General features: G+C 68.3%; 12 protein-coding genes and 1 pseudogene. 5 read left to right on the top strand and 8 right to left on the bottom strand.

Annotated features, from left to right (window positions below):
- Positions 1-294 (top strand): annotated as a pseudogene (locus QZH66_RS06960) (hypothetical protein); the annotation flags it as partial.
- 28 nt (positions 295-322) lie between these two features.
- On the opposite strand, the gene QZH66_RS06965 reads toward QZH66_RS06960, so the two are convergent.
- On the bottom strand, positions 323-820 hold the full coding sequence (locus tag QZH66_RS06965) for a MarR family transcriptional regulator (protein ID WP_305805226.1): 498 nt from the start codon (positions 818-820) through the stop codon (positions 323-325).
- Between the two features lie 126 nt (positions 821-946).
- Here QZH66_RS06965 and hppD point away from each other — a divergent pair, with 126 nt between their 5' ends.
- From hppD to QZH66_RS06980, 3 genes are all read left to right on the top strand, one after another.
- Positions 947-2,062 carry a 4-hydroxyphenylpyruvate dioxygenase gene (gene hppD, locus QZH66_RS06970; RefSeq protein WP_305805227.1) on the top strand — a complete coding sequence of 372 codons (1,116 nt, stop codon included), beginning with the start codon at positions 947-949 and terminating at the stop codon, positions 2,060-2,062.
- A 107-nt stretch (positions 2,063-2,169) separates the two neighbouring features.
- Positions 2,170-3,471: a homogentisate 1,2-dioxygenase gene (gene hmgA, locus QZH66_RS06975; RefSeq protein WP_305805228.1), complete on the top strand. Its 1,302-nt coding sequence runs from the start codon at positions 2,170-2,172 to the stop codon at positions 3,469-3,471.
- A 99-nt stretch (positions 3,472-3,570) separates the two neighbouring features.
- Positions 3,571-4,521, top strand: coding sequence for a calcium/sodium antiporter (locus QZH66_RS06980; protein ID WP_305805229.1), 951 nt, complete (start codon positions 3,571-3,573; stop codon positions 4,519-4,521).
- Between the two features lie 156 nt (positions 4,522-4,677).
- On the opposite strand, the gene QZH66_RS06985 is transcribed toward QZH66_RS06980, so the two are convergent.
- From QZH66_RS06985 to QZH66_RS07010, 6 genes are read right to left on the bottom strand one after another with little or no spacing between them, the layout of a single operon-like run.
- Positions 4,678-5,055 carry a Na+/H+ antiporter subunit G gene (locus tag QZH66_RS06985; RefSeq protein WP_305805230.1) on the bottom strand — a complete coding sequence of 126 codons (378 nt, stop codon included), beginning with the start codon at positions 5,053-5,055 and terminating at the stop codon, positions 4,678-4,680.
- Positions 5,052-5,336 (bottom strand): K+/H+ antiporter subunit F, encoded by a 285-nt coding sequence (locus tag QZH66_RS06990; RefSeq protein ID WP_305805231.1) that lies wholly within the window; start codon positions 5,334-5,336, stop codon positions 5,052-5,054. The genes QZH66_RS06985 and QZH66_RS06990 overlap by 4 nt, the downstream gene beginning before the upstream one ends.
- The gene (locus tag QZH66_RS06995; RefSeq protein ID WP_305805232.1) at positions 5,333-5,839 is read right to left on the bottom strand and encodes a Na+/H+ antiporter subunit E; all 507 of its coding nucleotides are present in this window, start codon (positions 5,837-5,839) and stop codon (positions 5,333-5,335) included. Before QZH66_RS06995 ends, QZH66_RS06990 begins: the two co-directional genes overlap by 4 nt.
- Positions 5,836-7,368 carry a monovalent cation/H+ antiporter subunit D gene (locus QZH66_RS07000; RefSeq protein WP_305805233.1) on the bottom strand — a complete coding sequence of 511 codons (1,533 nt, stop codon included), beginning with the start codon at positions 7,366-7,368 and terminating at the stop codon, positions 5,836-5,838. Before QZH66_RS07000 ends, QZH66_RS06995 begins: the two co-directional genes overlap by 4 nt.
- Positions 7,365-7,742, bottom strand: coding sequence for a Na+/H+ antiporter subunit C (locus QZH66_RS07005; protein ID WP_305805234.1), 378 nt, complete (start codon positions 7,740-7,742; stop codon positions 7,365-7,367). Before QZH66_RS07005 ends, QZH66_RS07000 begins: the two co-directional genes overlap by 4 nt.
- On the bottom strand, positions 7,742-10,570 hold the full coding sequence (locus tag QZH66_RS07010) for a monovalent cation/H+ antiporter subunit A (RefSeq protein ID WP_305805235.1): 2,829 nt from the start codon (positions 10,568-10,570) through the stop codon (positions 7,742-7,744). Before QZH66_RS07010 ends, QZH66_RS07005 begins: the two co-directional genes overlap by 1 nt.
- A gap of 451 nt (positions 10,571-11,021) precedes the next feature.
- Between QZH66_RS07010 and QZH66_RS07015 the strand changes: the two genes are divergently transcribed.
- Positions 11,022-11,930, top strand: coding sequence for an NAD-dependent epimerase/dehydratase family protein (locus QZH66_RS07015; RefSeq protein WP_305805236.1), 909 nt, complete (start codon positions 11,022-11,024; stop codon positions 11,928-11,930).
- Here the strand turns inward: QZH66_RS07015 and QZH66_RS07020 are convergent.
- Positions 11,924-12,403, bottom strand: coding sequence for an Mpo1-like protein (locus QZH66_RS07020; protein WP_305805237.1), 480 nt, complete (start codon positions 12,401-12,403; stop codon positions 11,924-11,926). The two genes, QZH66_RS07015 and QZH66_RS07020, sit on opposite strands and share 7 nt — an antisense overlap.
- Positions 12,404-12,437 lie beyond the last annotated feature (34 nt).

Below are 12,437 nucleotides of genomic sequence, written 5' to 3' on the forward strand. Positions count from 1 at the left end.
CCGGGCGCGGTCGAGGTGGATCTGGCGCGGGTGGCCGAGGGCGTCCGCCGCGAGCAGGCCGGCGAAGCCTGGGCCGGCGCCAGCCTGATGCAGTTGCACACCTGGGTGCCGCGCTGGCGCTTCTTCCTGGCCTCGTTCATCGGCCTGCCGGCGACGTTGCTGCTGATCGCCGCGCTGGCCCTGCCGGGGCGGGTTGAAGCGGCCGCCGTGGCCGCCGCGCTGGGTTTTGCCGGTGGAGCGATCGCCGCATTGTCGGCGCCGTGGATCTATGCCCGGCGCAAGCATCTGAGCTGAGCGCCAATGGCGCTCCACACGGGGACGCTCAGTCCATCGTCGCCATCTGCACCAGCCCGGCATCGGCCAGGCGGGTGATCAGCTTTTCCAGGGTCTGTTCCTCTTCCTCGGTCAGCACCGACATCAGCTTGCGGGTGACTTCCATCACCAGTGGCGCCACGGTCTCGTACACCTCGAAGCCCGCCGCCGACAGCGCCAGCACCGAACGGCGCCGGTCATCACCGTGGGTTTCACGCTTGATGAAGCCGCGCTCCAGCAGTCTGGCCACGGCGCGGCTGACCGCCACCTTGTCCATGGCGGTGCGGTCGGACACCTCGCTGGCCGACAGCCCCGGGTACAGCGCCAGCACCGTGATCACCCGCCACTCGGGGATCGACAGGCCATAGCGGTCGCCGTAGAGCTTGGCGATATTGCCGCTGACCCGGTTGGACAGGACGCTGATGCGGTAGGGCAGGAACTGTTCCAGGTCGAGCAGCACGCGCGAGGTGCGAACCGGGCTGGAAGGGTGGTATTCGGAAGGACTCATGCTGCAGTGCACCTTGATGGTGGTTTCATGTGAAACTATAACCTCAGGTTCGACCCGCACCCAAGGCGCGTGTCTTCTTGCCCCGCATCCGCGTCGCGGACACGGCCACGTTTCTGGAGACAATCGATGAATACCCCACTCAGCACCGCCTCCCACGCACCCGATCCGGGTATGCAGGTGACCACGTTCGAAAACCCGATGGGCATCGACGGGTTCGAGTTTGTCGAGTTCGCCGCGCCGGCCGGGCAGGGCGCCCGGTTGCACGACTACTTCCGAAGCATGGGGTTCACTGCCGTGCTCCGCCACAAGCAGCGTGCTATTACCGTCTACCGTCAGGGCGGCGTCAACTTCCTGGTAAACGAAGAACCGGATTCGTTCGCCGCGCAGTTCGCCCAGGCCCACGGCCCGAGCGCCTGCGGCTTCGCCATCCGCTTCCAGAAACCGGCCGCCGAGGTGCTGGCCACGGCGCTGGACAATGGCGCCGAACAGGCCACCGAGCTGGCCGACACCCGCGCCGTACCCGCGCCGGTGATCAAGGGCATCGGCGACTGCATGCTGTATCTGGTGGACCGCTATGGCGCGGCCGGCAGCATCTATGACGCCGATTACGCGCCGATCCCCGGCGCCGACCAGAACCCGAGCGGGTTCGGGCTGACCTTCATCGACCACCTGACCCACAACCTGTACCTGGGCAACATGCAGCAGTGGTCGGACTACTACGAGCGCCTGTTCAATTTCCGCGAGATCCGTTACTTCGACATCAAGGGCGCCAAGACCGGGCTGGTGTCCAAGGCGATGACCGCACCGGATGGCATCGTGCGCATCCCGCTCAACGAATCCTCCGATCCGAAGAGCCAGATCAACGAATACCTGGACGCCTACAAGGGCGAGGGCATCCAGCACATCGCCTGTTTCACCAACAACATCTACGACACCGTCGAGGCGATGCGCGCCCAGGGCGTGGAATTCCTCGACACGCCGGACAGCTATTTCGACGTGATCGATCTGCGTATTCCCGACAATGGCGAGGATGTGCCGCGGCTGCGCCAGAACAAGATCCTGATCGACGCCGACCCGGAAACCAAGCAGCGCAAACTGCTGCAGATCTTCACCCAGAACGCGATCGGCCCGATCTTCTTCGAGATCATCCAGCGCAAGGGCAATGAAGGCTTCGGCGAAGGCAACTTCCAGGCGCTGTTCGAGTCGATCGAGCGCGACCAGATCAAGCGCGGCGTGCTGTAAGCCGACGTGCTGAAGCCCTTCTCCCGGCGGGGGGCTTGAAGGAAAACACTGGCAGGCCCGCTCCCTTGCGGAGTGGGGCCCAAAGAACACACACAGGCAGGTCTGCGATGGTCAGCAACGGTTATCAATCCGGCTTCGGCAACGAGTTCGCCACCGAGGCGGTGCCCGGCACCTTGCCGGTGGGGCGCAACTCGCCGCAGCGCGTGGCCCATGGCCTGTATGCCGAACAGCTGACCGGCACCGCGTTCACCGCGCCGCGTGGCAGCAACCGCCGCAGCTGGCTGTACCGCATCCGCCCGGCGGTGATGCATGGCCAGTTCACCCCGTTCGCGCAGCCGCAGCTGCAGGGCGATTTCAGCCGGGCCGAGGTCTCGCCCAACCAGCTGCGCTGGAATCCGCTGCCCTTGCCCGCCACGCCCACCGATTTCATCGAGGGGCTGTACACGATGGGCGGCAACGGCTCGCCCGATGCGCACGGCGGCGTCGGCATCCATCTGTATGCGGCCAATGCCGACATGCGTGGCCGTTATTTCTACAACGCCGACGGCGAGCTGCTGATCGTGCCGCAGCTGGGGCGGCTGCGGCTGCTCACCGAGCTGGGCGTGGTCGAGATCGAGCCGCAGCAGATCGCGGTGATTCCGCGGGGCGTGCGCTTCCGGGTCGAACTGCCGGACGGGCAGGCGCGCGGCTATATCTGCGAGAACTTCGGCGCGCTGCTGAAGTTGCCCGACCTGGGCCCGATCGGCAGCAACGGCCTGGCCAACCCGCGCGATTTTGAAACCCCGCATGCCGCCTATGAGGACCGGCAGGGCGAGTTCGAACTGGTCGCCAAGTTCGGTGGCCGGCTGTGGCGCGCCGATATCGGCCACTCGCCGCTGGACGTGGTCGGCTGGCACGGCAACTACGCGCCATACCGCTACGACCTGCGCCGCTTCAACGCCATCGGCTCGATCAGCTACGACCATCCGGATCCGTCGATCTTCCTGGTGCTGCATTCGCCCAGCGATACCCCCGGTACCAGCAACATGGACTTTGCGATCTTCCCGCCGCGCTGGCTGGTGGCGCAGGACACGTTCCGTCCGCCGTGGTTCCACCGCAACATCGCCAGTGAATTCATGGGCCTGATCCACGGCGCCTACGACGCCAAGGCCGAAGGCTTCGTGCCCGGCGGCGCCTCGCTGCACAACTGCATGAGCGGCCACGGCCCGGACGCGGCCACCTTCGACAAGGCCTCGGCGGCCGATCTGTCCAGGCCCGATGTGATCCGCGACACCATGGCCTTCATGTTCGAGACCCGCGCGGTGATCCGTCCCACAGCCCAGGCGATGGCCGCCGGCCATCGACAGTCGGCCTACCAGGCCTGCTGGAACGGCCTGCGCGGCAACTTCAGCGTGCCGGCGGCCGGATAGCTGCCGCCGCAGATGGATGATGTGGCAGCGTGCGGTCAGGCCCGCACGGCGCACGTGCGCGCACTAGAATCGCGGCACCACCGCCAAACGTGAAATGACATGCTGGAAGCTATCGGACTGTTCCTGCTGGGCCTGCTGCTGCTGGCATTGGGCGGCGACTCCATCGTCAAGGCGGCCTCGGGACTGGCGCAGCGCTTCGGCGCCTCGCCCTTCGTGGCCGGCCTGCTGCTGGTGGCCTTCGGTACCTCGCTGCCGGAACTGGCGGTCAACGCGCGCGCCTTCGCGGTCGGTGCGCAGGAGCTGGCGCTGGGCAATGCGGTTGGCAGCAATATCGTCAATGTCGGCCTGACCCTGGCGCTGGCGGCCCTCGCCGCGCCGCTGCTGGTACGCACGCGTCTGCTGCCGCCGCTGCTGGTGCTGCTGGCGGTCGCCACGCTGGCGTTGATCGCATTTGGACTGGACGGGGTGATCAGTCGCGGCGAAGGCCTCGTGCTGCTGCTGGGCTTTGTCGCGGTCTTGGTGTTTCTGCTCCGGCGCGCCCGGCGCGAACCGGTTGAACTGCAGGCCACGATCGCCGGTTATGCGGCCACGCGCACGCTGCTGGGCTTGAACCTGTTCCGTCTGCTGGTCGCCAGCGTGCTGCTGTATTACGGCGCGCGCTGGGTGGTGCAGGCGGCGCCGGTGATCGGCGCCGGCTGGGGCATGTCGCCGCTGCTGGCCGGCCTGTTGCCGGTGGCCATCGGCACCGCGTTGCCGGAAGTGGCCGCGGCGATCGCCGCGGCGCGGCGCGGCCAGGGCGACATGGTGGTGGGCCATGTGATCGGCTCAAGCCTGTTCAATGTGCTGGTGATCATTGGGGGCATGGCGGCGCTGCGGCCGATGCCGTTGCCGGCTTCGTTCGTGCGGCTGGAACTGCCGGCGGCGATCGTGTTCGTGCTGATGCTCTACCCGATGCTGCGCGGCGACCTGCGCATCAGCCGGCGCGAGGGCGCGGTGCTGCTGCTCGCGTTCCTGGCCTGGGTCGCGCTGGAGCTGGCGCTGCTGGTGTGAGGCGCCGCGCCGAGGTCGCCGGCAACGGATCGGCGTTTCCGGAAGCGTTGCAGCGCCGCGGAATCCGTTTTGTCTGGCGTCGCGGCCGGGCCGTGGCGACCGGTGGCCGGTGCTACCCGGCCGGATGCACTGGCAAGGGCATTGGCCGGCCAGCGCTCAGGCGTGGCTGTCGGGGTCCGCTGCCGGCGGCGGCAAGGCCTCGTCCTTGGCGGCCTCGCTGCCCGGCAGCTTGGGCCGGCTTTCCATCATCAGCGACAGCGCCGCCTTGGCCATCAGGTGCGCGCTGACCGGCGCGGTGATGAACAGGAACACGGTGATCAGCAGTTCGCGCGGCTGTGGGTCCTCGCCCAGCAGGATGTGGTATGCCACCGAGCCGGCCAGCACACAGCCCACGCCGAGCGTGCTGGCCTTGGTCGGGGCATGCAGGCGCTTGAAGAAATCCGACAGCCGCACCAGCCCGAGCGCACCGACCAGGATGAAGAAGCAGCCGATCATCAGCAGGATCGACAGGCTGATCTGGATGAAGGTGATCATTCGACGATGTCCCGGCGCAGCACGTATTTGCTCAGCACCACGGTGCTGCCGAAGCCGAGCATGGCGATGATCAGCGCGGCCTCGAAATAGATCGGCGAATCCAGGTACATGCCGAACAGCATCAGCTCGGCGATCGCCGTCACCGACAGCGTATCCAGCGCCAGGATGCGGTCGGGCAGGGTGGGGCCGCGCAGCAGCCGCCACAGCGCCAGCAGCATCGCCAGGCCGACCACATGCATGCACGCGCCGATGGTGAGGTGGATGAACATGTGTCCGGTCACGGGAAGAGCTCCATCAGCGGCGCCTCGTAGCGCGCCTTGATCTCGGCGATCAGCGCCTCGGCGTCATGCAGGTGCAGCACGTGCACCAGCAGGTACCTGCGGTCATCGGACAGCGCCGCCGACACCGTGCCGGGGGTCAACGTGATCAGGCTGGTCAACGCGGCGATGCCGTGGATGTTGCCGATATCCAGCGGCACCCAGATGAAGCCCGGATGCAGCCGCTTTTCCGGGCCAAGCACCTGGATCGCCACGCGGATGTTGGACACCAGGATGTCCCACAGCATTACCGCCACCAGCCCCGGCAACGGTCGCAGCGAGCCGATGCGGGCAAACTCGCGGTCCAGCCGCGCGGCGAACAGCGGGATCACCAGCCCCAGCAGCAGACCGGTGACGATCGTGCCGGCGCTGAAGCTGTCCGACAGCAGCAGCCAGAACAGCAGCACCGTGCAGCTCAGTGGTGTGGACGGAAACAGCCGTCGCAACAGGGGGCGCTTGGAGCTCATGGCTGGCGCATCTCCGGCAGGGTGGCCCGCAGTCCTTCCACATACTGGCCTGGCTGCAGCAGCTGCGCGGCGGCCGCATCGGTGAAGCGCATCAACGGGCCGGCCGCCAGCGTCATGGCGACGCCAAAGCCGAGCAGCAGCAGCACCGCGAGGGTTTCCACGCGCGGAATCCGCACCGCGGTCGCCGGTTGCGCCGGCAGGCCGTCGGGCACCCGCCAGAACAGGCGGACGCCATTGCGCAGCAGGCCCATGATCACCAGCAGGCTGCTGCCGAGCACGGCGGTCCACACCACGGCGGTGGCGCCGGCCGGCACCCCGGCCAGCAGCGCGGCCTTGGCCAGGAAGCCGGACAGCGGCGGCAGCCCGGCCACCGAGACCGCCGCGACCAGGAACAGGAGGGCGGGGCCGGCCTTGCCGGGCAGTGGCGCGATGGTGTCGCGACGGGCCTCGCCACTGCCGCGACGGCGGCGGATCAGGTCGGCGATCAGGAACAGCGCGGCGGCTACGAAGGTGCTGTGCGGCAGGTAGTACAGCCCGGCCGACAGTACCTGCGCGTTGCCCAGCGCGAAGGCGATGAACAGCGTGGCGGCCGAGACGATCACCAGGTACGAGATCAGCACCCGCAGCCGGGTCGCCGCCAGCACCCCCAGCGCGCCCACTACCAAGGTGGCAATACCGGCCCACAGCAGCCACTGGCTGCCATAGCCGGCCATGGCGCCGGCCGGCTCGCCAAACCACAGCGCGCTGACCCGCAGCACCGCATACAGGCCGACCTTGGTCATCACCGTGAACAGCGCCGCCACCGCCACCGGCGCGCGGGCATAGGCTTCGGGCAGCCACAGGTACAGCGGCAGCAGCGCGGCCTTGGAGCAGAACACCAGCAGCAACAGGCCCATGGCCGCCTTCACCAGCTTCAGGTGCGAAGGCGGAACCTCGGCGATGCGCTGCGCCAGTTCGGCCATGTTGAGCGTGCCCAGGCTGGCATAGAGCAGGCCCAGGGCGATCAGGAACACGGTCGAGGCGGTGACGTTGAACACCACGTAGTGCAGGCCGATGCGCATGCGCAGGCCGCGGCCACCGGACAGCAGCAGGCCGTAGGAGGCGATCAGCATCACCTCGAAGAACACGAACAGGTTGAAGATGTCGCCGGTCAGGAAGGCCCCGTTCAGGCCCACCAGCTGGAACTGGAACAGCGCGTGGAAGTGCGGCGCGCGCCGGTCCCAGCCCGAACAGGCATGCAGCAGGCAGGCGCCGGCCAGCAGCGTGGTGGTGGCCAGCATCCACACCGACAGGCGGTCGGCGACCAGCGCGATGCCCAGCCGCGAAGGCCAGTCGCCCAGCAGATAGGCATGGATATCGCCGTGCGCCGCCTGCGCGAACAGCAGCGCCACCGCGGCGCCGAGCAGCGTCATCGTGACCCAGGCCACCGAACGCTGGACCCGCGGCCCGTAGCGGCGGTGTTCGACAAACAGCGACAGCGCGGCACCGAGCGCCGGGATCAGGACCGGCAGGATCACCAGATGGTTCATGCGCGTTCCCGGCGCTGCCCGGCCGCGCTGGGCGCTGGCGCCTCGCAGGCGTCGACATGGTCGCTGCGGTTGTCGCTGCGGCTGCGCATCGCCAGCACGATGCTGACGGCGGTCATCGCGAAGGCGATCACGATCGCGGTCAGCACCAGCGCCTGCGGCAAGGGGTCGGTGTAGTGGGCCAGGGTGCTGTCGATGCCGTCCCTCAGCACCGGCGCCTTGCCCGAGACCAGCCGGCCGCCGGCGAAGATCAGCAGGTTGGTCGCATACGACAGGAAGGTCATGCCCAGGATCACGTCGAAGCTGCGTGCGCGCAGCAGCAGGTACACGCCGATCGCGGCGAGCACGCCGATGGCCGAAGCCAGTGCCAGTTCCATCAGTGCATCTCTCCGGTGCGGGCCGAACGGCGGGTGGGGTCGATCTCGCCGTGGCGGGCGGTGCCGGTGCGCAAGGGTTTGATCGTGCCCATCATCGACAGCATCAGCATCGCGCCGCCAAACACCACCAGATACACGCCGGTATCAAAGCCCATGGCACTGGCCAGCGGCACGTCGCCAATCAGCGGCAGCTGCAGCTCCAGGTGCCCGCTGGTCAGGAACGGCACGCCGAACAGCATCGAGGCGCAGCCGCTGGCGATGGCGATCAGCAGGCCCAGGCCGATGCAGCGGATGTAGTCGAAGCCGAAACGCGACTCCACCGACACCGTGCCCTGGATGACGTACTGGATCAGCAGCGGCACCGCCAGCACCAGCCCGGCGATGAAGCCGCCGCCGGGCGCGTTGTGGCCGCGCAGGAACAGGAAGATCGACACCGTCAGCGTCAACGGGAACATGATCTGCGCCAGATCGGCCGGCACCGGCAGCTTGATCGGCGGCCCGGGCATGACCTGCTCCGGCGCCATCCGCGAGCGCCGCAGCATCGCGTGCACCACCAGTGCGGCGATGCCGAACACGGTGATTTCGCCAAAGGTGTCGAACCCGCGGAAGTCGACCAGGATCACGTTGACCACGTTGTGGCCATAGGCTTCAGGCAGCGCCCGGGCCAGCATTTCCCCGGCCATGGTGTCGGGCGGCAGCGTCATCGCGGTGTAGGCCAGCGCCGCCAGGCCGGTGCCGGCGACGATGGCGATCAACGCATCGCGGCGCTGGCGCCAGCGCGAGCGTTCCGGTGGCGACTGCGCCGGCAGGTAGTTCATGCCCAGCAGCAGCAGCACCAGCGTCACCATTTCCACCAGCAGCTGGGTCAACGCCAGGTCCGGTGCCGACAGGAACACGAACACCAGCGCGACCATCAGCCCGGCCCCGCCGGTGACGATCACCGCCAGCAGGCGCTGCCGGTACAGGAACAGGCAGGCCAGCGCACAGGCCAGCATCACCAGCCACAGCATCCAGCCCAGCAGCGGCATCGGCTGCGGCGCCGCCCAGGCCGGCCATGCCGGCTGGGCCACGAACGGCGCGGCGGCGGCCACGATCGCCACCACCACCAGCGCCAGCAGCATGCGTTGCAGGCTGCCATTGGCCAGCCGCTGGCTGAGCCGGTGGGCAAAGCCGAACAGCGCCTCCATCACCTGCATGAACAGCTGCTTGCCTACCGGGCGCTCGCGCACGGCGTACAGATCCAGCAGCCGGCGCAGGCCGAAATACAGGCCGATGCCGCCGATCACCCCGACCAGGCTCATCGCCAGCGGCAGGTTCCAGCCGTGCCACAGCGCCAGGTTGTAGCTGGGCATGGCCGCGCCGAGGATGGCTGCGGCGCCGGCATGCAGCACCGGGCCGACGGTCACCGCCGGGAGGATGCCGACCAGCACGCATACCAGCACCAGCACCTCGACCGGAATCTTCATCCAGCGCGGCGGCTCATGCGGCACCACGGCGATAGCGCGCGGACCGGCGCCGAAGAAGGTGTCGTGCACGAAGCGCAGGCTGTAGGCCACGCCGAGCACACCGGCCAGCAGCGCGGTGAGGGAGATCGCCCAGCGCATCGGGTCCGGGCCCTGGGTGCCGAGCGCTTCGGCGAACAGCATTTCCTTGGACAGGAAGCCGTTGAGCAGCGGGATGCCGGCCATCGCCAGCGAAGCGATGATCGCCAGCGCACTGGTGACCGGCATCAGCCGGCGCAGGCCGCCGAGCTTGCGCATGTCGCGGGTGCCGGTCTCGTGGTCGATGATGCCGGCGGCCATGAACAGCGAGGCCTTGAAGGTGGCGTGGTTGAGGATGTGGAACACCCCGGCCACCACCGCCATCGGCGTGGACAACCCGAACAGCAGGGTGATCAGGCCCAGATGCGAGATCGTCGAATAGGCCAGCAGGCCTTTGAGGTCGTGCTGGAAGATCGCGTTCCATGCGCCGATCAGCAGGGTCAGCGCGCCGATGCCGCTGACGGTGTAGAAGAACAGGTCGCTGCCGGCCAGCGCCGGATGCAGCCGCGCCAGCAGGAACACGCCGGCCTTCACCATCGTGGCCGAGTGCAGGTAGGCCGACACCGGGGTCGGGGCGGCCATCGCGTGCGGCAGCCAGAAGTGGAACGGAAACTGCGCGCTCTTGGTGAAGATGCCCACCAGCACCAGTCCCAATGCCCACGGGTACAGCGCACTGGCGCGGATCAGCTCGCCCGAGGCCAGCACTGCATCCAGCTCGAAACTGCCGACGATGCGGCCGATCAGCAGCACCCCGCCCAGCAGCGCCAGACCGCCGCCGCCGGTGATGACCAGCGCCATGCTGGCGCCGTCGCGGGCATCCTGGCGGTGCGACCAGAAACCGATCAGCAGGAACGAGCTGATGCTGGTGAGCTCCCAGAACACCATCAGCAACAGCAGGTTGCCGGACAGCACCATGCCCAGCATCGCGCCCATGAACAGCAACAGGTAGCAGAAGAAGCGCCGCGCGCTGTCCCTGGCCGACAGGTAGTAATGCGCGTACATCACCACCAGTGCGCCGATCGCCAGTACCAGCCCGGCAAACATCCAGGCCAGTCCGTCCAGCCGCAGCGAGAACGCCAGCCCGATCTGCGGCAGCCACGGGTGGCTGCTGCGCATGACCTCGCCGGCCAGGACCGCCGGGCTCATCATCGCCAGCAGGCCCAGGCCCAGCAGGGGCGCGCAGGCGGCGATCCACGCAATCGCGGAACGGGACAGACGGGGTGACAACGCCACGGCCGTTGCCATCAGGAAGGGCAAGGCGAGCAGGATTTCCAGAAACCAGGTCATGCAGGGAATGCGCGATTCGCGAGCAGGCCGGTCAGTCTAGCAGGCGGCTTTTCTCCACAGATACCCTGACCTGCGCTTGGAACCCGTTGTTTTATGTCGGATTAGGGTGCCAATCAGCGCAGCGGGCGCCGGCGAGGGTGCCGCGGTGCGGAAGGTGACAGCTTGCCGTGGGCTGGCCATGGATCGGGGGTTTTCCGTGATCGATGGACTGCCCGCAGCTGGCGCTGCCCAGGCCAGGGCATGGCCGGCAGGGGGCGAGCCGCGCCGCCGTGGGATCTGGCTGGCGCCGCCACACCGCCACTTGGCTGCGGCATGCGCCGGCTCGCGGATCCGCGCGAGCGCATGGCCGCCCGGTGGAGGGCGCCCCTTTGAGGGCCGGGAACACGGCGCACATCAGCGGTCCACACGCGTTGGCGCCGGCCGCCTTGGCCGTATCGCCTATCCTAGGGACATGGATGTCCAGCCTGAAAACACCCCCCTGCGGCCGCACGCGCTGGTATTTGGCGGCAGCGGCCAGATCGGCGAGCGGCTGCTGGCCAACCTGCGGGCCGCCGGCTGGCAGGTGCTGGCCGTCTCGCGCCGCGCGCACCCGTCACAGCCGGGGCTGCAGTGGCGACGGGGGGATCTGTCGCAACCCTGGGGCGCGGAGGTCGGGCACTTCGATGCGGTGTTCAGTTGCGGTCCACTGGATCACTTCGCGCGCTGGTATACGCGTTCCGCCGTCGATGCGCCGCGCGTGGTGGCGTTTGGATCGACCAGTGTCGAGGTCAAGCAGGCTTCGGCCGAAGCGGCCGAGCGCGATGTCGCCCAGCGCCTGCGCCAGGCCGAAACGCAATTGTTCGCTGCCGCCGCTGCGCGCAATGTCGCCGCCACGGTGCTGCGGCCGACCCTGGTATACGGCGCCGGGCGCGACCAGAGCCTGAGCGCGATCGCGGCGCTGGCCCGCCGCAGCGGTTTCTTTGTGCTTCCCGCCAACGCCAACGGCCTGCGTCAGCCGGTGCACGTGCAGGATCTGGCCGATGCGGCGCTGGCCGTGCTCGAGCATCCGGCAACGGCAGGCCGGGCCTATGCCGTCGGCGGCGGGGAGATGCTGGCCTACAGCGAAATGGTACGCCGGGTGCTGGCGTCGCTGTCCCCGCGCCCGCGCCTGCTGCAGGTGCCGGCGGGGGTTTTCGCATGGGCGGTGCGCATCGCGCAGGCGGCGGGAAAATTACCCGGAATGAATGGCGCCACCGTGCAGCGTATGCGTGCGCCGCTGGTGTTCGACCTGGAGCCGGCACGCCGGGACTTCGGTTATGCGCCGCGTCCATTCCTGCCGGAAGCGGCGATGTTCATTGCCCCGGAAAAGCCCGCTCAGTAACGCCAGCCCAGATGCCGGTAAAGCTTGGCCAGCACCCAGACCGGGCCGATCAGCAGGTACACCAGGTCGGTCAGGAAGCTGGGGCGGCGGCCCTCGATCCGGTGGCCGACAAACTGCGCTATCCATGCCAGCACAAACACGCCCAACGCCAGCCACATCAGGCTGCGCAGGCCCAGCTCGGCCTCCAGCAGGCGGCAGCTGCAGGCGAAGACGAAGAAGATGGCGAGCATGCCCAGGCCCAGCGGCCGTGACAGCCGGTTGTAGAACATCCACGCGGCGAACATCGCCAGCGCCGCCCAGATGCCGTTCTGGAACCAGGTGATCAGCGGCGGCAGGCACCACAGCAGCGCCACCGCCGACCACAGGATGGCCGGCACCGCGACCACATGCACGGCCTGGTTGGTTTCATTGCGGTGGTCGTTGGAATAACTGGCGAAATAGCGGTCGATCGGCCGCGCGGCGCGGATGTCCATGGCTCCCTCCCATCAATCGGCGCAGCATAGCGCG

Source organism: Stenotrophomonas sp. YIM B06876 (assembly GCF_030711595.1).
Lineage (GTDB): Bacteria > Pseudomonadota > Gammaproteobacteria > Xanthomonadales > Xanthomonadaceae > Stenotrophomonas.